The organism is Cytobacillus sp. Bac17 (assembly GCF_024519925.1).
GTDB lineage: Bacteria > Bacillota > Bacilli > Bacillales > Cytobacillaceae > Cytobacillus > Cytobacillus pseudoceanisediminis.
The window spans coordinates 21,255-41,773 of the sequence record NZ_JALJRC010000006.1 but is presented as its reverse complement, the minus strand read 5'-3'; the positions used below and the strand labels follow the sequence as shown (position 1 = coordinate 41,773).

General features: G+C 42.0%; 25 protein-coding genes. 20 read left to right on the top strand and 5 right to left on the bottom strand.

What is annotated here, in order from left to right:
* Positions 1–45 precede the first annotated feature (45 nt).
* A complete protein-coding gene (locus NR125_RS10170; RefSeq protein WP_009333603.1) occupies positions 46–1,107 on the top strand; it encodes an SDR family oxidoreductase in 1,062 nt (353 codons plus the stop codon).
* Between the two features lie 44 nt (positions 1,108–1,151).
* Here NR125_RS10170 and NR125_RS10165 read toward each other — a convergent pair whose 3' ends face one another.
* On the bottom strand, positions 1,152–2,255 hold the full coding sequence (locus NR125_RS10165; RefSeq protein ID WP_256815254.1) for an aromatic acid exporter family protein: 1,104 nt from the start codon (positions 2,253–2,255) through the stop codon (positions 1,152–1,154).
* Between the two features lie 200 nt (positions 2,256–2,455).
* Between NR125_RS10165 and NR125_RS10160 the strand changes: the two genes are divergently transcribed.
* Both NR125_RS10160 and NR125_RS10155 read left to right on the top strand, forming a co-directional pair.
* A complete protein-coding gene (locus NR125_RS10160; protein ID WP_009333605.1) occupies positions 2,456–2,971 on the top strand; it encodes a YbaK/EbsC family protein in 516 nt (171 codons plus the stop codon).
* 97 nt (positions 2,972–3,068) lie between these two features.
* A complete protein-coding gene (locus NR125_RS10155) occupies positions 3,069–4,247 on the top strand; it encodes a M20 family metallopeptidase (RefSeq protein ID WP_009333606.1) in 1,179 nt (392 codons plus the stop codon).
* 53 nt (positions 4,248–4,300) lie between these two features.
* Here NR125_RS10155 and NR125_RS10150 read toward each other — a convergent pair whose 3' ends face one another.
* A complete protein-coding gene (locus tag NR125_RS10150; RefSeq protein WP_236887902.1) occupies positions 4,301–4,528 on the bottom strand; it encodes a methionine aminopeptidase in 228 nt (75 codons plus the stop codon).
* Between the two features lie 103 nt (positions 4,529–4,631).
* Complete coding sequence (locus NR125_RS10145; protein WP_019382535.1) at positions 4,632–5,531, bottom strand: LysR family transcriptional regulator; 900 nt, start codon at positions 5,529–5,531, stop codon at positions 4,632–4,634.
* 195 nt (positions 5,532–5,726) lie between these two features.
* On the opposite strand from NR125_RS10145, the gene NR125_RS10140 reads away from it, so the two are divergent.
* From NR125_RS10140 to NR125_RS10080, 13 genes are all read left to right on the top strand, one after another.
* Positions 5,727–7,538 carry an assimilatory sulfite reductase (NADPH) flavoprotein subunit gene (locus NR125_RS10140; RefSeq protein WP_251264825.1) on the top strand — a complete coding sequence of 604 codons (1,812 nt, stop codon included), beginning with the start codon at positions 5,727–5,729 and terminating at the stop codon, positions 7,536–7,538.
* 25 nt (positions 7,539–7,563) lie between these two features.
* The gene (cysI, locus tag NR125_RS10135; protein ID WP_009333610.1) at positions 7,564–9,285 is read left to right on the top strand and encodes an assimilatory sulfite reductase (NADPH) hemoprotein subunit; all 1,722 of its coding nucleotides are present in this window, start codon (positions 7,564–7,566) and stop codon (positions 9,283–9,285) included.
* Between the two features lie 237 nt (positions 9,286–9,522).
* Positions 9,523–9,870 (top strand): nuclease-related domain-containing protein, encoded by a 348-nt coding sequence (locus tag NR125_RS10130; RefSeq protein WP_226280751.1) that lies wholly within the window; start codon positions 9,523–9,525, stop codon positions 9,868–9,870.
* A gap of 30 nt (positions 9,871–9,900) precedes the next feature.
* Entirely contained in the window at positions 9,901–10,509 is a 609-nt protein-coding gene (locus NR125_RS10125; RefSeq protein ID WP_226280750.1) for a hypothetical protein, read from the top strand.
* A 53-nt stretch (positions 10,510–10,562) separates the two neighbouring features.
* Entirely contained in the window at positions 10,563–11,723 is a 1,161-nt protein-coding gene (locus NR125_RS10120) for a pyridoxal-phosphate-dependent aminotransferase family protein (protein WP_256815249.1), read from the top strand.
* A 14-nt stretch (positions 11,724–11,737) separates the two neighbouring features.
* Positions 11,738–12,211, top strand: coding sequence for a GyrI-like domain-containing protein (locus NR125_RS10115; protein WP_009333613.1), 474 nt, complete (start codon positions 11,738–11,740; stop codon positions 12,209–12,211).
* Positions 12,212–12,272: 61 nt separating this feature from the next.
* Complete coding sequence (locus NR125_RS10110; RefSeq protein ID WP_009333614.1) at positions 12,273–12,794, top strand: DinB family protein; 522 nt, start codon at positions 12,273–12,275, stop codon at positions 12,792–12,794.
* 90 nt (positions 12,795–12,884) lie between these two features.
* Positions 12,885–13,037, top strand: a complete 153-nt coding sequence (locus NR125_RS10105; protein WP_192908870.1) for a glycine zipper domain-containing protein — start codon at positions 12,885–12,887, stop codon at positions 13,035–13,037.
* Positions 13,038–13,050: 13 nt separating this feature from the next.
* Positions 13,051–13,710: a hypothetical protein gene (locus tag NR125_RS10100; protein ID WP_009333615.1), complete on the top strand. Its 660-nt coding sequence runs from the start codon at positions 13,051–13,053 to the stop codon at positions 13,708–13,710.
* Positions 13,711–13,725: 15 nt separating this feature from the next.
* A complete protein-coding gene (locus NR125_RS10095) occupies positions 13,726–14,202 on the top strand; it encodes a GNAT family N-acetyltransferase (protein ID WP_192908869.1) in 477 nt (158 codons plus the stop codon).
* A complete protein-coding gene (locus NR125_RS10090) occupies positions 14,195–14,941 on the top strand; it encodes a class I SAM-dependent methyltransferase (RefSeq protein ID WP_009333618.1) in 747 nt (248 codons plus the stop codon). Before NR125_RS10095 ends, NR125_RS10090 begins: the two co-directional genes overlap by 8 nt.
* Positions 14,942–14,963: 22 nt before the next feature.
* Positions 14,964–15,452 (top strand): NUDIX domain-containing protein, encoded by a 489-nt coding sequence (locus tag NR125_RS10085; protein ID WP_256815247.1) that lies wholly within the window; start codon positions 14,964–14,966, stop codon positions 15,450–15,452.
* Positions 15,449–16,015 (top strand): GNAT family N-acetyltransferase, encoded by a 567-nt coding sequence (locus tag NR125_RS10080; RefSeq protein ID WP_009333621.1) that lies wholly within the window; start codon positions 15,449–15,451, stop codon positions 16,013–16,015. The genes NR125_RS10085 and NR125_RS10080 overlap by 4 nt, the downstream gene beginning before the upstream one ends.
* 57 nt (positions 16,016–16,072) lie before the next feature.
* Here NR125_RS10080 and NR125_RS10075 read toward each other — a convergent pair whose 3' ends face one another.
* A complete protein-coding gene (locus tag NR125_RS10075; RefSeq protein ID WP_019382546.1) occupies positions 16,073–16,213 on the bottom strand; it encodes a hypothetical protein in 141 nt (46 codons plus the stop codon).
* A 66-nt stretch (positions 16,214–16,279) separates the two neighbouring features.
* Here NR125_RS10075 and NR125_RS10070 point away from each other — a divergent pair, with 66 nt between their 5' ends.
* From NR125_RS10070 to NR125_RS10055, 4 genes are all read left to right on the top strand, one after another.
* A complete protein-coding gene (locus NR125_RS10070; RefSeq protein WP_019382547.1) occupies positions 16,280–16,843 on the top strand; it encodes a histidine phosphatase family protein in 564 nt (187 codons plus the stop codon).
* Positions 16,844–16,858: 15 nt separating this feature from the next.
* Positions 16,859–17,884 carry a DUF2332 domain-containing protein gene (locus NR125_RS10065; protein WP_009333623.1) on the top strand — a complete coding sequence of 342 codons (1,026 nt, stop codon included), beginning with the start codon at positions 16,859–16,861 and terminating at the stop codon, positions 17,882–17,884.
* Between the two features lie 134 nt (positions 17,885–18,018).
* Positions 18,019–18,969, top strand: a complete 951-nt coding sequence (gene trhO, locus NR125_RS10060) for an oxygen-dependent tRNA uridine(34) hydroxylase TrhO (RefSeq protein WP_019382548.1) — start codon at positions 18,019–18,021, stop codon at positions 18,967–18,969.
* Between the two features lie 100 nt (positions 18,970–19,069).
* Complete coding sequence (locus NR125_RS10055) at positions 19,070–19,690, top strand: LysE family translocator (RefSeq protein WP_009333625.1); 621 nt, start codon at positions 19,070–19,072, stop codon at positions 19,688–19,690.
* 62 nt (positions 19,691–19,752) lie between these two features.
* On the opposite strand, the gene NR125_RS10050 is transcribed toward NR125_RS10055, so the two are convergent.
* The gene (locus tag NR125_RS10050) at positions 19,753–20,499 is read right to left on the bottom strand and encodes a uracil-DNA glycosylase family protein (RefSeq protein WP_009333626.1); all 747 of its coding nucleotides are present in this window, start codon (positions 20,497–20,499) and stop codon (positions 19,753–19,755) included.
* Positions 20,500–20,519: the final 20 nt, after the last annotated feature.

Sequence of the window (20,519 nt, the reverse complement as noted above, 5' to 3'; positions counted from 1 at the left end):
TAAAGTTTTTACAGGGATGTTAGATAGAAAGGTTGAGATTCTTCTTTGAATATACTAATTACAGGTGCAAACGGTTTTTTAGGGAAAAAGCTTTCATTAAAGCTTTTGGAACAGGGGCATGAACTTTATTTATTAGTCAGGAGCAGAAAGCGGCTGGATGCCTTCATGCAAGGCGAAGGAAGCGATTTTTCCAGACAGATTCATATATTGGAAGGCGATGTTACAGAAGAACATCTTGGATTAAATAGAGAACTTATGAATTCATTAAAAGGAAAGTTGGATGCCTTATACCATAGTGCAGCACTTCTATCATTTGATGAAAAGGATCGGGATAAGACTTATAAAGTGAATGTGGGAGGAACAGAAAATGTTCTGAATCTTGCTTTGGAAATAAATTGTCCAAAAGTTTTATATATCAGTACCGCCTATACGGTTGGGACAGATACTCAGGGGGCGGAGGCTCTTTACTCTGTGGACAGGCGTTTTGTAAATCCCTATGAAGCTTCCAAGTGCGAGGCAGAACACCTCGTATATACATTCCGGGATAAATTGGATATTGTTATTCTCCGTCCCGGTATTATCATCGGTGATTCCAGAACAGGTGAAGCTGATACAAACTTCGGCTTATATGGATTTCTAAAAGGCATCAAGATCTTGAAAAAACGGGCCATGCGAAGACAAGACGGCCAAACGTGCAGAATCTATTTGGATCCTGAAGTTGCCCAGAATTTTGTGCCGGTGAATTATGTTATAGATACACTGGATGCCGCCCTGATTCATGCAGAAAATGGCGGGATCTTCAACATTACAAACCCTAATCCGCCTCTGCAATCAGATGTATATGAAATAGTAAGAGAGGTACTGAATTTTCCGCAATTGGAGATGTGTATCCCAGGATCATCTGCAGAAATGACTAGTGAGGAAAAGGCTTTTCATAATTCAATGAGCATTTTCCACAGTTATTTCCAGCGGACCATTGATTTTCCATCAGACAATACGGAAAGGATGCTTGCAGATGCAGGAGTTCACATGCTGCAAATGGACCGTGATGTATTAACAAGAATAATAGCAGGATATTTGCTCGATGAAGCGGGTATACCTTCCTGACGAAAGAAAGACCGGGGATTGAATTCCCGGTCTTCCTTTATCATTCATGTCTGTTCCCCGTCTTTTTGGGCACCTGCTTCAAGGGGGGCTTTTAAAAGCTTCCTGTGCTTAATTTCCATAATCTGAATTCGATTCAATTCCTCAATTAAGTCATGGATGGAGAGAACCTCATATAGAATGGCAGTTTCGGGCTGGACATGGTGGTGTGTGCGCGGTTTTAAGCCCCCCGCAGGGTTCAGCTGTTTTTGGTCAATAAACCACTGTGTTACCTCGCTGATTTTTTTATGATGGCTTTCTGTAATAAGAAAGACCGGGTCATATAGGCTGTTTTTTATATCCTCAAGAACAGCAGCGGCAGCCTTTTTCCTGTCTTCCTCCAGCTCCGGAAGGCCAGTTGGCAGAAAGATCAAGTTCCCCACGTGATAGGTAATCTGCCTTAAAATAGTCAATTTTTTATATTCATAATGAAAGTCGCGCATGTCTTCACGGCTAAATCGGTGATACCTATACTCAGCTTTTTGATAATGGCATAAAGTTTCCGTTTTATCGATATCTTTAATAAGTCTTTGAAAATCAGAACGGACAGTTCCGTCAGATCCCTGTGATTTGAAAATTTCAAGTCCTCTTTTATGTAAAATGTCACCGGATCGTCTGTAAAGGGCATGTATGTTTTTTATGATGGATGTTGAATAATTGGGCGGCATGACAAAAAAGTTAACTGCTGTGGAAACGACAATTCCGGTAGTGGTAGTCCCCAATCGAATGAAAAAAGAGGACAGATAATGGTCCTGTACCGTTGAAATCATAGCAACACCCGTTAATGTAGCCACCAGCATCCCATCATGAAGCTTCAGCTTATGGCAGACTATGATTGTCGCAAGCGAAACGGCAGCATAACTGTATGGGCTGTCCCCGAAAATGAACGTAAATAATACAGCAAAGCCCGCACCAATGACTGCCGCAGGAAATCTGACATATGCTTTCCGAATGGAGTCCGCAACAGTAGGTTCAATCGTTACGATGGCCGTAATCACAGCAAACATGGCTGGCCAATCCAACATATGGCAAATAAAAGCTGTTATAAAAACAGCCAGTCCGGTTTTGGCGATTCTTCCTCCAATAAAATTATATGGAATAGTCTGTTTCATACATAATCCTTCTTTAAATCCGTGGTTTCAATAGTAAATTTATATTAGTGCAAGAAACCAATAAGAGCAAATGAGAATCTTCTGATAAAAAGAAATTATCCCGGTGACATCATCTGATAGTATGTTAAAATAGACAACTATAAAGTATAAATACGGAATATATATAAGATTTTACGGACTTAGAGGAAGGGTGAGTTTGAATGTCAATTGAAAGTGTGAAAGCCCATTTCAAAAAATGGGATCGGGAACAGGATGTAATGGAGTTTGATTCTTTAAGTGCAACAGTGGAACAGGCTGCTGAAACAATCGGTGTCAGCCCTGCACAAATTGCCAAGACTCTTTCCTTCAGGGGTGATGGGGATGAAGCAATTCTTGTGGTGGCAGCAGGCGACGCCAAAGTGGATAACAAGAAGTTCCGGAAAACGTTCGGTCTCAAAGCCCGGATGCTTTCAGCGGAGGAAGTCCTCGAAAAGACGGGCCATGCCGTAGGCGGAGTGTGTCCATTTGGACTGAAAAATAATCTGGATGTATATCTGGATGAATCTATGAAAAGATTCGAGACCCTTTTCCCTGCATGCGGAAGCAGCAATTCCGCCATTGAACTGACACCTGCTGAAATTAATACATATTCAGACGCAAAAGCCTGGGTGGATGTGTGCAAGGACTGGGAAGAGGCGCTGATCATTGAACGGCCACTGGAAAAAATAACGAAATAGAAGTGATATTTTCGTGCCGAAATCAAAAATGTGTTGTATAATTATAATTATTAATGAATAAATATATAGATTTGCGGATTAGGAGAGCAGATAATTCATGGGAAAGAATCTGATTATTAAACATATTGATGAACTTCAGGATGACTTTAATAGAATAAGCACTTATATCGGCGAGAATCCCGAATTGGGCCATGAAGAGTACAAGGCATGCAAAGTATTGACAGAGGAGCTTGAAAAGCATGGCTTTTCTGTAGAAATCGGCATATGCGGTTTACCGACTGCTTTTACCGGAACTTATGACAGCGGAAAAGAAGGTCCTGTGATTGGATACATGTCTGAATACGACGCACTGCCTGAAGTGGGGCATGCATGCGGTCATAATCTAATCGGGACAATGGGGATTGCTGCAGGAATAGGACTAAGTAAAGTGATTCATGAAACTGGAGGAAAGGTTATTGTCTTTGGCACGCCTGCAGAGGAGACGAAGGGCGGTAAGGTGACCATGGCTGAAGCTGGTATTTTTGATGTTTTGGATGCAGCGATCATGGTTCATCCCCTTGACAATTTTGTGAAAAGCGGGACATCACTGGCAATGGATGCTATACAGTTTGAGTTTTTTGGCAAATCAGCACATGCAGCTGCCAGCCCTCATTTAGGAATTAATGCGTTGGACGCTGTCCTGCAAACGTTCAACAGCATAAACGCTCTGCGTCAGCATATCAAACCTGATGCCAGAATCCATGGCATTATTACGGAAGGTGGCAAAGCCGCAAACGTGGTTCCGGACTATGCGGTTGCCCAATTTTATGTTCGTGCATCCAAACGTGAGTATGTGAATGAACTTGTAGAAAAGGTCAAGAAATGTGCAGAAGGGGCAGCTTTGCAGACTGGTGCCGAAATGAAGTGGTCATTTTATGAGTTTTCTTATGATGATATGGTTACGAACAGCCCTTTATCAGAAGCATTCAATAAAGAACTGCTTTCTCTTGGTGTGAATGAGGAGGAAATTCTGGAACAGAAGAATGGGTCAGGTTCTCTTGACATGGGGAATGTCAGCCAGGCAGCCCCTTCCATCCATCCTTATATTAAAATATGCAATGAGGCATATGCTTGCCACACCCATGAATTCCGGGAAGCTGCTATGAGTGAGCAGGCTAAAGAAGCCATGATCCTCGGGGCCAAGGCAATGGCACTTACGGGGTATGAAGTGTTAACCAATCAGGAGCTTTTAAAACAGATTAAAGAAGAATTCAAGTCAAACAAGGCATTAGCTTAAAATCCAAAATAAGGCCATGATCCATAAGAAACATACGGATCATGGCCATTATATTATGATAAACTATCCCATTCTGAATACAGTCCGGTTCCATTGCAGCCCTGGCAGTCAAATTGGTTGGCATGATAAGCGAATTCATTCCCCGGATAGAGTGAAAAACCCCTGCCGTAACAGTCAGGACACTTGTTTTCTTCCTTCATGCGATTGACATGATTTTGATATCTGCTTTCGCGCCATTCATTAAAGGCATTCAATAATCCCATCTTTTTCACCTCAGCCATTTTTTCCTTATTTTGAATAAAATGGGCAGATTTTATACACTTCGGTACTATAGTATATGAATAAAGTGGGACTAGTGTGAAAAAAAGCTTGTTCTAAAAATGACTATTTTCCCTTAGGGTGCTTCCATTTTTCGCCGAGTGCTTCGATAAAAATGCTGACATTCTTTTTTTCCTGCATGATGGGGGATAGAACATAGGAAAGAGTGCGTTTGAATTCCTGATTTTTCACTTTGATTATAGACAGGTTATTTTGTTTAACGTCCCTTTCGACGACGCTTCCGGAAAGAATGCTTATTCCCAGCCCGTTGATGAGTGTTTCTTTTATCCCCTGGTTGCTGCTGATCGTTAAAAGTGATTTCACCTTAAGGCCATTTGATCTGACTACATGGTTAAAATACTCACGTGTCCCTGACCCGTTTTCCCTCATGATCCATTGCTGATTTTGAAGGTCAGCAATGGTTGTTTCCTCCTTTTGTACCAATGGATGCTGGTTGGAAGTCACAATAAATAATTCATCCTCTAAAAAGGGAGTCACGATAAGCTCTCTTTCATTTGTCTGGCCTTCTATTAACCCTATATCCACATGATGGGACCGTGTTGACTGAACAACTTCCTCTGTGTTGGCAATCGTCACCTGGAGATTAAGCTCAGGATACTGATTCTGCAAATCAAGCAGGAGGGGAGGCAGGATGTACTCCCCTATAGTGAAACTGGCCGCAATTTTCAAGTCTCCTTTAATGGTGTTTTGCTGCTCTAAAATTTCCTGCCTGGTTTGCTCGTAAATGGTAATCATCTGCTTGGCCCGGTCATATAATATTTCACCGCTGGGCGTAATTTTCAAGTATTTTGGAGAGCGTTGAAATAGTTTGGTCTGAAATTCCTTTTCCAGATTTTTAATATGCAGGCTGACACTGGGCTGTGACATTAGAAGGAGCTCGGCCGTCTTCGTAAAATTTTTAACTTCAGCCAATGTGACGAATGTTTTTAACGCATCATAGTACAAAATATCACCCTTTCTATAATTAATAATATTAATAGCTGCGATAATTAATATTTATTTTACTAATGGAATATCATTCGGTAAAGTAATAGATATATATTTTTTGTGTATAAAACCGACTTTTTTTATAGGAAAAGAGGAAATTTAAAGAAATACTATAAAACCAGCCTTTTGCGCTGGTTTGCGAGGTGGATCATGTTGCAACTTCAGGTAATGAACAGTCCGTTTAATCAGGAGCAGACAGAGCTCCTTAATCGTCTTCTTCCGACTCTGACAGAGACACAATCTCTCTGGCTGAGCGGGTATCTTGCCGCAATACAGTCTTCATCATTACAGGCTGCCCCGGCAGTGGAAGAACGTCCCGCACCTGCAGCGGTAAGGGCCATTCCAAAAGAAGTGACCATCTTATTTGGATCACAAACCGGGAATGCGCAGAATCTGGCAAAGAAAGCTGGAAAAACGCTTGAGGAGAGAGGTTTTCAAGTAACGGTTTCAGCAATGAGTGACTTTAAGCCCAATAATCTTAAAAAGGTCAAAAACCTGTTAATTGTCGTAAGTACCCATGGTGAGGGAGATCCGCCTGACAACGCTTTGACATTCCATGAATTTGTTCACGGAAAAAGGGCGCCCAAACTGGAAGACTTCCGATACTCAGTTTTGGCACTTGGCGACAGCTCATATGAATTCTTCTGCCAAACGGGAAAAGATTTTGATAAACGTCTGGAGGAACTTGGCGGAACAAGAATAACGCCAAGAGTGGACTGTGATCTTGATTTCGAGGAGCCTGCAGCAGAGTGGACGGAAGCAGTTTTAGCCGGATTGAGCGAAGGGGAAAGCAGCAATCCTTCTCCTGCAGCAGCAGCTTCAGTTTCAGCCTCAGCACCTGCTGAGTCAGTCTATTCCCGGTCCAATCCTTTCCGGGCAGAAGTTCTGGAAAATCTGAATCTTAATGGACGCGGCTCCAATAAAGAAACCCGCCATCTCGAGATTTCTTTAGAAGGTTCCGGTCTGACTTATCAGCCTGGTGACAGCCTTGGGGTATACCCTGAAAACGATCCTGAATTGGTTGACCTGCTTTTAGCTGAGATGAGCTGGGATCCAGAGGAAACAGTCAGAGTGAAGGAGGAAACAGTAACGTTAAAAGAAGCGCTTACGGCTCACTTTGAGATTACTGTCCTGACTAAACCGCTTGTTGAAAAGGCTGCAAAGTTTTCTGGAAATGAAGAACTGCAACAGCTAGTGTCAGACAGCAATCAACTGAAATCTTATATGGTTGGGCGGGACTTAATTGATTTAGTCCGTGACTTTAAACCATGGAACGGTTCGGCACAGGAGTTTGTTTCTATACTGCGTAAGATGCCTGCGCGTCTTTATTCCATTTCCAGCAGCTTCAAGGCGAATCCCGATGAAGTCCATTTAACAATCGGTGCTGTCCGCTATGATGCCCATGGCCGTGAACGCAAAGGTGTCTGCTCCATATTATGTGCAGAGCGTCTCCAGCCTGGCGATACACTGCCAGTATTTATTCAGCACAACGAAAACTTTAAACTGCCTGAGAATCCGGACACACCAATCATTATGGTTGGTCCTGGAACCGGAATTGCACCGTTCCGATCATTTATGCAGGAGCGTGAAGAAAGCGGCGCTGATGGGAAATCATGGCTATTCTTTGGCGACCAGCATTTTGTGACTGATTTTCTTTATCAGACTGAATGGCAAAAGTGGCTCAAGGATGGAGTCTTGACGAAGCTGGATGTCGCTTTTTCCCGTGATGGTGATGAGAAGGTTTATGTTCAGCATAGAATGCAGGAAAATAGCAAGGAATTATTCCAGTGGCTTCAGGAAGGAGCAGCCGTCTATATCTGCGGCGATGAGAAAAACATGGCGCATGATGTCCATAATGCACTTATAGATATTATTGAAAAAGAAGGCGGTATAAGCCGCGACCAGGCTTCTGAATATCTTGCCGACATGCAGAAAAATAAACGCTACCAGCGCGACGTATATTGATTTGGAAGGAAAGGAGTTTTACAGCATGGTAAACCCAAACTTAAAAGCACCGGATGGCCCTCCGAGTGATGTTGAGGGAATTAAGGATCGAAGCAACTATTTGCGCGGAACGCTGGCGGAAGTTATGCAGGACAGGATCAGCGCCGGAATTCCCGATGATGATAATAGATTAATGAAGCACCACGGGAGCTATCTGCAGGATGACCGGGATCTGCGGAATGAACGCCAGAAACAAAAGCTTGAGCCTGCCTACCAGTTTATGCTCCGGCTGCGCCTTCCTGGAGGGGTCGCAACACCTGAACAATGGCTTGTGGTGGATGATTTAGCTGAAAAATATGGGAACGGCACATTAAAACTGACAACACGCCAGACCTTCCAGATGCATGGAATCTTAAAATGGAATATGAAAAAGACAATTCAGGCAATCCATTCGACGATGCTTGATACGATAGCGGCATGCGGCGATGTGAACCGTAATGTAATGTGTATCTCAAATCCCGATCAATCGGAAATTCATTCAGAAGTGTATGAGCTGGCAAAGATGCTAAGTGACGACCTCCTGCCCCGCACACGTGCCTATCATGAAATTTGGCTGGATGAAGAAAAAGTAGCGGGCTCTCCTGAAGTGGATGAAGAGGTTGAGCCGATGTATGGCCCGCTTTATTTGCCCCGTAAATTTAAAATCGGGATTGCTGTACCGCCTTCCAATGACATAGATGTCTTTTCCCAGGATCTCGGCTTCATTGCCATTGTGGAAAACGGCAAGCTGGCAGGCTTTAACGTGGCAATCGGCGGCGGAATGGGCTTCTCCCATGGAGATAAGGCGACCTATCCGCAGCTTTCGAAAGTGATCGGCTTTGTGACACCTGATAAGATTTACGAAGTGGCTGAGAAGGTCATAACGATTCAGCGTGATTACGGCAACCGCTCAGTCCGGAAAAATGCCCGTTTTAAATATACGGTAGACCGCCTTGGTCTGGAAACAGTTATTGTAGAGCTGGAGAACCGTCTGGGCTGGAAGCTGGATGAAGCTCGGGGATTCAAGTTTGATTCCAACGGAGACCGCTACGGATGGGTAAAGGGTGTCCGCGGAAAATGGCATTTTACGATGTTCATAGAAGGCGGCCGTGTGGCAGACTTCGACGGATATAAATTGAAGACAGCATTGCGTGAGATTGCCAAAGTTCATAAAGGCGATTTCAGGCTGACCGCCAATCAGAACCTCATTATCGGAAGTGTATCAACTAAAGATAAGGCAAAGATCGAGGCGCTGATTAAGGAGTATGGCTTAACAGACGGAAGCCGCTACAGTGCATTGCGCCGCGGATCCATGGCCTGCGTGGCCCTTCCGACATGCGGTCTGGCGATGGCCGAGGCAGAACGCTATCTTCCTGTATTGGTCGATAAAATTGATGAGATTGTTGACGAAGCAGGCTTGCGGAACGAAGAAATCACTATCCGCATGACGGGCTGCCCGAACGGCTGCGCCCGTCACGCACTCGGCGAAATCGGATTTATCGGCAAGGCGGTCGGCAAGTACAATATGTATCTCGGGGCAGCATTTGACGGAAGCCGCCTCAGCAAAATGTACCGCGAAAACATTGGCGAAGAAGAAATCCTGAACGAGCTGCGTGCCATTCTGCCGCGCTACGCCCGTGAACGTCAGGACGGCGAGCATTTTGGCGATTTCGTGGTCCGGGCAGGGATTATTGAAGCGACAACGGACGGGACTAATTTTCATGATTGAGCTGAAGAAAGATGGGGCGGGGGCCCTGTCTTTTTTTGTTCAAGTTCGATAAACGAGAGCTAAACGAAAATAAAAAGAGCTTATACGAAAGTTAATTCATCCATAAGAAAGAAAAAGTTCCTTATCAGAAAATAAAAATACTTATCCGAAAATAAATGCATCATAATGAATAAAAAGAAGGTATTTTTCTCAATTAGTAGAAATCTAAACAAGATTAATATAGATTGGAGTGAAAAAATGATTGTAAAACAGCGTGAAATTCCTCTTGTGATTCTCAAATTAGAAGCTCTTCTTCGCAGGCTGCCTCCTCATCATCCAAAAATGCCACTAATAAAAGAGGAAATCAGTAAACGGAAAGCTGGATTCAAAGGTGAGACTTCTCTTGATTTTCCTTTGGGATTTTTAAACGATAAGCGTTACTATATTCTGCACGATCTTCGTTTGTCTGATGCGAACCGGTATTTTCAAATGGATACATTAATATTGTCCCTAAAGTTCGCTTTAATTTTAGAAGTGAAAAATATTTCCGGCATTCTCCATTTTGATACAATATATAATCAGCTATTTCGCAATAAGGATGGGTAAGAAAGTGTTTTTCCGTGTCCCATTGTCCAAGTGAATCGTCAGGAAAACCAACTAAAGAAATGGTTTGCTGAAAATGGTTTTGGACAGTTACCTATTTTTTCAAAAGTTGTAATCACTAATCCTCATACTGGAATTAAATCAATTCCCCCAAATGTAAACCTCAGTCAAAAGGTCATCCATAAAGAAGTACTGCCCTCAAAAATAATACAAATTGAAACAAATATCTCCGAAAATCAAATCTCTGAAAAACAACTTAAGAAATCTATCCGACTCTTAAAGAAGGCAAGCGTTAGATCAGGGTCATCTATTTTAGATAGATTTCAAATCAATAAGGAAGATGTCGCAACGGGTGTATTTTGTCCTGGCTGCAACCTTTTGCCTATGATAAGGGTAAAGCGGACATGGCATTGTGAAGCATGTAGGAGAAATTATAAAGAGGCACACATTAATGCCATTAAAGATTATAGTTTGATATTTGGAACCAGCATAACAAACAGGGAACTTAGGAGTTTTCTTCAAATAGAGTCAATTACTGTTGCTACACGAATACTCAACTCTATGGAACTACCCCACACGGGTGGATATAAGAACAGAAAATATGAATTAATATCAATTGATAATAAGAATAAAGGTTTTTAAAATTAAATGTCGAAACATTTAGATATCTATAAACCTATCAAGGAGGAATATTCATGCCAAACAAGGAAATGCTTTTGATTCCAGGGCCGACACCTGTTGCGGATTCGATTTATGAGGCAATGGCACAAGAGACACGGGGGCATACGGATCCCAGGTTTGCAGCAATTTATAAAAGTGCGATTGAGAAGACCAGGGAGATGCTGAAGACGGATGGGGAAGTGTTTGTAATCTCTGGCTCAGGAACGATAGCAATGGAAATGGCTCTGGTCAACACGGTTGCAGCTGGAGAAAGGCTTTTGATTATAAGTCAAGGCTTCTTTGGTGATCGTTTTCAGCACTTAGCCAAGGCGTTCGGAATCCAGGCAGAAATCATTCAGTCCGAATGGGGAAAGCAGGTGGATCCCGCAGCTGTTGAGGAAAAACTTGCGTCCCATTCCTATAAAGCTGTGACGATTACCCATGCTGATACTTCAACTGGTGTTGCGGCAGATTTGGATACATTAGTGCCTATCATTAAAAAGCACGGGGCTCTTGTCATTTTGGATGGGGTCTGTGCGACAGCGGCAATGGAGGAGGATATGAGCAAATCGTATGGCGAAGGGAAAATTGATGTCGTTTTGACAGGTTCACAGAAGGCGATTGGTGTCCCGCCAGGTCTCGCTGTTGTGGCATTCAATGGGACTGCACTGGCTGCAAGGGAACAAATGGAACGGGTTCCTGCCTACTATTGCGATATCTATAATTGGATTCCCATTATGCATGACCCCCAAAAATACTTTGCTACACCGCCTGTTAATCTGATTTATGCCTATGATGAGGGCATGAAACTGGTCTTGGCTGAAGGAATGGACAATCGCTACAAGCGCCATGAAGCATATGGTAAAGCGGTCAGGGCTGCACTTGCTGAATATGGAATGAGGGCAATTGCCGATGAAAATGCCGCAGCAGCAACTCTCAGCTGTATCCTTTACCCTGAAGGAATGGATGATGCTGAATTCCGTGCATCTCTTGCGAAAAAAGGTGTGATTGTTGCGGGAGCACTGGCTCATCTGGCAGGAAAAGCGTTCCGAATTGGCCATATGGGGAATACGTCTGAAGATATGCTTGAAAAAGCCATTGTGCTGATCGGTGAAACAATGAACGAAGCGGGATTTGAAGCAGATATCCAAAAAGCAGTTGATAGGTTTAGAGAACTTGCATTGCCTGTTGCTTGATAAGGTGGGAAAAGATGTCTGATTTGACTTTGCGAGCGGCTGAGACAGAACTTGGAGAATTGAAACTTATAGGGATCCGCGTCTTATGCCCGCCGGATCAGTATCTAGCCGAAATTCCGCAGGCTATAAATCTATTATTGGGCCGCCTTACAGAAATTAAGGGAGCTGTAAATCCAAATCGGCTTGTTGGTGCCTTCAAAGTGGAGGAAGACTCTCCTGAAGAAGACGGATATTGGATTGGCATTGAGGTGAAGGAATTTATAAGTGTACCTGATGGTATGTTCTCATTAGAAATTCCACCGCAAAAATATGCTTCTGTCCGGCACAAAGGACCTAATGATGAGATTGGAAATACCTATAGGGAATTGCACAGCTGGATTGAAGAAAAGGGATACAAGCGGCTGAAAAATAAGTGGCACATAGAAATCCATCATAGCTGGGAGAGTATGGAGGATTTAGATATAGAGCTGCTGGACACGATATCATAATGTTATAAGACTGCCTTCCCGGCAGTCTTTTCCCTGAAAAAGAAGAATGGAGAATTTAAAAGTGATAGATTATCGAATTAAGCATATGAAGGGCTACGATGAAAAAATAGGAAATCTTGTATCAATGCTTGAACATGCCAGGTCTGTGACTCTCAAAGATGTTGCTGGGTTGACACAGAAAGAGCTGGATTTTCTTCCCGATGAAAACAGTAATTCAATAGGAGCACTTCTGAAGCATATTGCTTTTGTTGAATATGTTCACCAAATCATTACTTTTGAAAATAGAGATCTTAACGAAAAAGAACTTTCAAAATGGGCCGCCGCTTATGAATTAGGTGAGAAAGCAAGGAATGAAATTAATAATCATCCTCTTGAATTTTACTTGGAGGAACTGTCAGCAATTAGAGAGAAAACGCTAAAACTTTTAACATCTAAACAGGATAGCTGGCTATACCAAGAAGGAAAGTGGAGCAACGGATTAGCCTTTAATAATTATTGGTTCTGGTATCACGTCATGGAGGATGAAATTAGCCATCGCGGACAAATCCGGGTGATAAAAAGACAGCTGGCAACTCAGAGGTGATAAGCTGACCGTCTGGTTTTTCCAAAAATATGAAACTATAGTTCCTTTTGTTCGTATATAAGGTAAAACATTTAAAGGCGGTTAAAAGTTATGAACAAAAAAAATTGGGCCCTTTCAACAAGCGGAATGGCATACGGTCTGTCGCTGGGACTAGTTTTTGGAATGCTATTTGAAAATTGGGTATTGGGTATTGCCGTGGGAGTCGCCTTTGGGGCATCCTTTGGATCCTCAGAAAAGAAGTAAAGGAGGATCTGCCTTGATTAAAAATAAAAAGCTCTTTCTGACTTCAATTGTGTTAATCGTTATTTCCATGGCATTAAACTTTCCTTTTCCACATGAAAATCGACTAGGTAATGCAGGGGTTATGATTTTAAATATTCCAATTAATTCAGCGGATGGATTTCATTATACAGGGATTTTTATTCTCCTTTTACTTCTGCTGGGTATGGTCTTGCTTCATCGTTCACTCGAAAAATATCATTTGCGATCATTTTTTGCCGTTATCATCATCGTTTCCCTTCTTCCTCCTTCTCTGGCAGAGGCTTATCAAAAAACGCTGGCAAATGGCATCAATGCCGTTTCCTATATAAAAGATGAAAGTCAATGTAAGTTTGTAATGATTGGTGAAGATACTTTGCAGGGAACTTGTGAGTTGCCATTTGAAAATTACAGCAATGATGAAGTGTCTTTTACTATCGGCTTTTATGACACATATTTATTTGAAGAGGATGTAAAGATGCTTTCACTGATGAACAGCGGTAAACCTAGTAACGTTAAATTGCTCCCAAACGAAGCTAAGGTTGTCCGGATTGAGAAAGAGATCGATGTGTCAAAAATCAAAAACCACGTTGAAAATGGAGAGGCCGCTTATGTAAGCATCATTATTAAGTCAGGTGATAAAAACAGGAAATTATAAGAAGGTGCTGAAGAAATGAACATAAGATTAAAACCCGTCACAAGAGACAACTGGGAAGAAGCCATTAAGATGAAGGTAAAAGAATCGCAGCGTGACTTCGTTCCTTCAGCGGCTGTTTCACTTGCAAAGGTATATATTAAACCAGATGGGGATGCAATAGAGTATATCCCATTTTCAATATATGACAATGAAAAAATGGTCGGTTTTATCATGCATGCCTATGAACCGGACACGGCTAACATGTATTGGATTAACGGTTTTTTTATTGACCAAAATTATCAGGGCAGGGGATATGGACGGCCAGCATTAGCCGAGATGATCGGCTGGATAAAAACTAAATTTCCGCAATGCGAGGAAATCCGCTTGACTGTTCATAAAGATAATCATCACGCAAGGAATCTGTATAAAAACTTCGGATTTTCCCCGACCGGAGAGATTTGGGGAGAGGAAGAAGTTTACTATTTTTCTGTAAAAGGAGATATTTATGATTAATGAAACACTAAAAATAAATAAGCAAAGCTGGGATGAAGCGGCTGAAAGGTTTTATGGGCGCAATCCGCTGCCTGAATATGGACCGCTGGCACCAACTGAAGATGATCTTCAGTTGTTCGGAGATGTGCGCAGCTTAAAGATGCTGGAGATTGGGTGCGGAAGCGGGCATTCCCTAAAATATTTGGACCAGCGCGGAGCGGGTGAATTATGGGGATTGGATCTGTCTTCCAGGCAAATCGAATCCGCAAAGGAACTTCTGGTAAATTCATCTTCACGAGTAAAGTTGTTTGAATCCCCGATGGAACAAAATCCGGGAATCCCTGCTGATTACTTCGATTTCGTTTTTTCCATTTATGCGATTGGCTGGACCACGAATTTAGACTGTACGCTTAAAAACATTCATCATTACCTTAAATCAGGCGGGGTGTTTATATTCAGCTGGGAACATCCGATGTATAACCGGATTAAGGCTGAAAATGGAGCATTAATTATGGATAAATCCTATCATGAGGAAGGCTCCTATCAGCATATAGCCTGGAACCAGCCTGCCATTATGCAGCAATATAAACTAAGTACATATATCAATTTATTAATAGAAAACGGGTTTGCGATTGAAAGGGTAATTGAAGATGCCAGCCTTACTGAAGAAGATGTTCAGCGGCATTTCAACCGGTGGTATTCCTATGAAAAAACGAAAGCTATACCCGCTGCTTTTATTATTAAATGCAGAAAGCTATAGAAGAAAAGGCGGATGAGACCGAATGACCTATCATATTAGAGTCAGAGCAGGTGCAGTCATTATAGAAAACAATTCGATTCTGCTGATTGAGTTTCAGGATGAAAGAGGCCTTCATTACAATTTGCCTGCAGGAGGGGTTGAACCCAAAGAATCTGTTATTGATGCAGTGAAAAGGGAAGTGAAAGAAGAGACATCTGTAGATGTGACGGTCGGCCCATTGGCATTCGTTTATGAATATGCCCCTCACTTAAATGAATTCAGGTATGGGCAGATACATTCACTGGGCTTACTGTTTGAATGTCAGTTAAGGGAAGGCTCATTGCCTAAAATGCCTTCAGCCCCGGATCCTAACCAGACAGGAGTTAGATGGGTGCCGCTTTCTGAACTGGCCAATATAGTATTGTATCCTAATATGAAAGCTCACATCTTGGAATATGTTAAACATAAAAGAAACATAGATTTGATCCAAGAACACACACTGGATGTGTACGCAATGGAGATGAAAAAATGAACGAAGAAATAATGATCGATTGCGGTGAGGTCATCCTTAGGGAATACAGGATGGAAGATGTGCCAGAGCTCTATGAAATTACTTTACAGCCGGAAGTATATAAGTTTATTCCGGGTGCACAGGCTACGCTTGAACAGCGTATGAACTGGATGGAGGATTATGAAATTCCTGCGAATAAAAAATTCAGGTCCTCGATGCCTGCCCTGAAAGATGCAGGATATTTGAATTTGGGAATCATACTAAAGGAAACTGGAAAGTTTATTGGTTTTTGCAATACAGGATTAAAAGATGAATTGCCTGAGCCGAACAGGGAAATTGGCTATGCCATCTCAAAACACTACCGAAATAAAGGATATTCCACGCTTGCTGCAAAGGGGCTAATGGGATTTCTTTTTGAAAAAACAGTTCTTGAAACACTGAATGCCGTTGCATTAACAAGCAATTCCAGTTCCATTCGCGTTCTGCAAAAGTGCGGATTTCAGCATGCTGGAGAAATGGAAATCGACGGAGAGCGATATTTCCATTACATCATCAGAAAAAAGGATTGGGCATCAAATTCTTAAAACAGCCGTAACTGCAAAGACACCCTCCATCCACTGTGAGGGTGTCCCGTCATTCCATTATCTATCTGATTTAGAGTTTGTATTAAATGTGCCATTTCTGTTTTCCTGTTCATGTCCACGGACCTGGTCTCCGCCATTTCCTTTTTCGTGTACCTTTTTGCCGCCGAGTTTTACGTTTGGATATTCTTGTTCCTGCATGGTATTCACCTCCATGTTAATTAAATTATCCATAAAGGAAAAAAATATAAATTTTGGGGTTTTTAAATGGAAATAACACTTATCAGACATGGCAGGTCATCGCAAATGGATAATCACCGCATGAATAGCCGTGAATTTAAAAAATGGGTTGAAATATACAACCGCTTAGGGATTCTTGAGGGTGAGACTTGTTCTTCTGACGCAATTGAAAAAGGGAGTTCAGCATCTTTTTTACTTACAAGTGATTTAAAAAGGTCAATCGAGTCGGCCAAAAGCATAAATCCTTCTGCAAAGATACAGACAGATCCATTATTCAGGGAAACTGAATTGCCCATACCTGCCGATAAATTTCCGGGTATGAGATTGAAGCCAAATACCTGGGCTGTGGTATTAAGGCTACTATGGTTATGCGGCTATTCACAGGGCTGTGAATCATACAGGGATGCAAAATTACGGGCAAAGCATGCATCATCAACATTAACCTCTATTGCAAAAGAACATCACTTTGCTGTTCTCGTAGGTCACGGTTTTTTCAACCATTTAATTGCGAGGGAACTTCAAGAAGCCGGGTGGATCGGGAAGAGAAAAACAGGTTCAAAGCATTGGAATGCGGATACTTACATCTTTTAACGGAGGGGAAGTAGAATGGTAAAACCTAATCTGGCAACCAGATTCAAAACATTTGGACAATATGAATGTCATGGATCCAGTGGGCTTTATGAGTTCTTGTCTTACAAGATTGCAGAGGATGAAGAATTGCTGGTTTTGGCATCTGAAGCGAGAGAAGGCCAGCCTGTGCCGAATTTATTTCTTGGAGCCATTCATTATCTGCTTTTAAGCGGGAAAGAGCATGAACTTAAGGAATATTATTCAAGCTTAGTGGAGAATCCAAGAAACCCTCTTGAATCTTTCCAAAGCTTTAAAGATTTCTGCAGGCTAAATTCACAGGAAATTAAAGAAATAGTAAAAGCAAAATTAGTCCAGACGAATGAAGTTAGGCGCTGTGCTTACTTATACCCTGTGTTTGCCTGGATCTTTCAGCAAACCGAAAAGCCCCTGGCCTTGATTGAAATAGGAACAAGCGCGGGCCTGCAGCTTCTTTGGGATAAATACTGCTACACATATGGTACAGAAGAAACTTTTGGAAATCCAGCCTCGAATGTTCAATTATCCTCTGAAATTAAAGGAGGCCATGTCCCGATTTTACCGCCAGAAATGCCGCCGGTAGCTTCAAGAACTGGAGTTGATTTGCATATAAATGACCTGAATAATGGGGAAGACTTTCTATGGCTGAAATCACTTATCTGGCCAGAACACCAGGAGAGAAGAACTTTATTCGAAAAAGCTGCCCAATGTGTGAAAGAAAATCCAATCAGCCTGTTTGAAGGAGATGGTGTTGAGCTTTTGCCCAGTCTGATTGAAGGTATACCTGATGAACACACAATCTGTGTTTTCCACACCCATGTGGCGAATCAAATGCCCGCTGATGTAAAGGAGAATCTGCTTGGAAAAATAAAAGCAAGCGGACAAAGCAGGGATATCTTTCATATTTATAACAATATCCAGGACCGGAATTTGCATCTGGATTATTATCTGGATTCCAAAGAATATAAGAAATTGGTCGGCCAAACCGAGGGGCATGGACACTGGTTCACATGGGAATTAAATTAAGCTTCCTTACTATTTCGCACCTCTAAAATTTTGAAACTTGACAGCATCTGTTATACTTATCTAGGTAAGTATATATTGTTTTAACCTATTAACAGATATATCTTGCAAATATTAAGTGATAGGTGGAAATACAAATGAGTCAAAAACCATACAGAGTTTTACTTTACTACATGTATGTTCCGATTGAGGACCCTGAGGAGTTCGCAGAGGAGCATAAAGCTTTTTGCAATGAGCTGGGCCTAAAGGGGCGTATTCTTGTTGCGAATGAAGGCATAAACGGGACTGTTTCCGGACCAGTGGAACAGACCGACAGGTATATGGAAGCAATGAAGCAGGATCCGCGCTTTGCGGAAATGGTTTTCAAAATAGATGAAGCAGATGGACATGCATTTCCTAAGATGAAGGTTCGTGCCCGTCCCGAGCTTGTAACTCTTCGCCTTGAAGACGATGTGAACCCGAACGAGGTTACAGGCAAATATCTGGAGCCAAAAGAGTTCTTCGAAAGACTTCAGGATGAAGACACAATTGTGTTAGATGCACGAAATGATTATGAATATGATCTTGGCCACTTTAGAGGTGCGATCAGGCCGGATATCAAAAATTTCCGCGATCTGCCGGAATGGGTCCGTGAAAATAAAGAATTGCTTGGTGATAAAAAGATCATTACGTATTGCACAGGCGGCATCCGCTGTGAAAAGTTCTCCGGATGGCTTGTAAAAGAAGGATTTGAAGATGTAGCCCAGCTTCACGGAGGAATTGTCACTTATGGAAAAGATCCTGAAGTACAGGGAGAGCTTTGGGACGGCCAGCTATATGTATTCGACGATCGCATTGGCATTCCGGTTAACCAAAAGGAGCATGTAATCGTAGGCAGGGACTACTTCACAGGCGAGCCATGTGAACGCTATGTCAACTGTGCAAATCCTGCATGCAATAAAAAAATCCTATGCTCTGAAGAAAATGAGCATAAATATATGCGCAGCTGTTCTGATGAATGCCGCACGCATCCTCGGAACCGTTATGTTGCTGAACACGGCCTTTCCGAGTCAGAAGTGGAAGAAAGATTAGAAGAAGTAAGAGCATAAATGTTTGGAGCAGATTTTCCTTTATGGAATCTGCTCTTTTTTTATTGGAAATTTCATGAAAACTGATATAATATTCTTAAAATTTTTAGGTGGGTGGGATATGGAGAATTTACTGTTATTTCTGTTTATGTCGTTTCTGCTTGTCATTTTGCCGGGACCTGATACTGGCATCCTAATTCAAAACACGATTTCGAGCGGGAAAAAAAGCGGCATTAAAACGATGTTCGGATCTGTCGCCGGGCTGATGGTCCATACAATGGCCGTTGTATTTGGCTTATCGGCATTAATTGTAAAGTCTGCTTACATTTTTTCTTTTATTAAGTATGCTGGTGCGATATATCTTATTTATTTGGGCATCGTTTCGTTAAAGTCTCTATCAAATAAACAAGAATCAGCGGACATGGTGAGAAAGCATAAGAAGAACAAGTCCCATTTTCTTCAAGGATTTTTCACTTGTGTGTCCAACCCAAAAGTAGCTGTATTCTTTTTAACATTTTTTCCTCAATTTTTAAGTACGGAAGGGAATCACTTTGCGCAGTTTCTTGCGATGGGCTTAATATATAGTCTTATCACAATTATCTGGTTCTTTTTCTACGTATATTTGATTGACTTCTTCAGGGCCTGGCTGAAAAAACCTTCTGTTAATAATGCCATCCAAGGCGTTTCTGGTGTGGTTTTAATGGGCTTTGGCATTAAATTGGCACTTGAGAAACAGCCTTAAGAAAGGGACTGCTTAACCTCTAATATAGGTTAAAGCAGTTTTTTTTATAATTATACCTTTGATTATAGCTGTTCTCCCCATCTTCTAATTAAATCTGTCATAGCATATTTGTTCTGTTCAAACTGCTTAGCCCGGTGCCCATTTGCGCCAGAAGGATGCGGAAAGCCGGATACTATGATATGTCCTGTAAGTTGTTTGGCTGTGTATAGATGACGGATGATCCTTTCGGCGGTTATTCCCAGCGGGATAATGAGTGCATGGCCATTGATTTGAGCCAGCTCTTCTGGGAATACTTCTGTTGCATACTCGGCAAGCATCGCTGTTTTTAAAAGATCAGGCTGGTGTCCGGTATAATTATTGCCACGGAAGAAAACCGGATATTTTAGAACAGATGTGGTGTGAAGGAGCGGTCTATTTCGCTCGAAAAGTGTATCAGAGCCATCAATGTGCAGTGCTTCATATAAACCGCATTGATCTAGCATGCTTATTAAATTTCTCCTCATCCCTCCTGAAAAGCTGGCTGCCTTTTTGGTCTCCTTCAGGATTGCATTAAGCTCTTTTTCAGCAGCCAGTCCTTTCATGAATGATTCAAAGGCAATCCTCATTTGGCTCCATCCAGGAGTAATCCCGACGATCACAATTTTTGCGTCTTTATTGATATATTCGTTGTGCGGAGCATAATATATGTCCAAATCCCCACCCTGACTTATTAAGAACTCTTCAGTCATTAATTGATCCTTTGTCAGCGGCTCGCCTTTTGGGAGCTTTTCAATGGCCGGAAGATACTTTGAAAGTAATGAACACTCCATCAAGATCTCCTTCTAATATG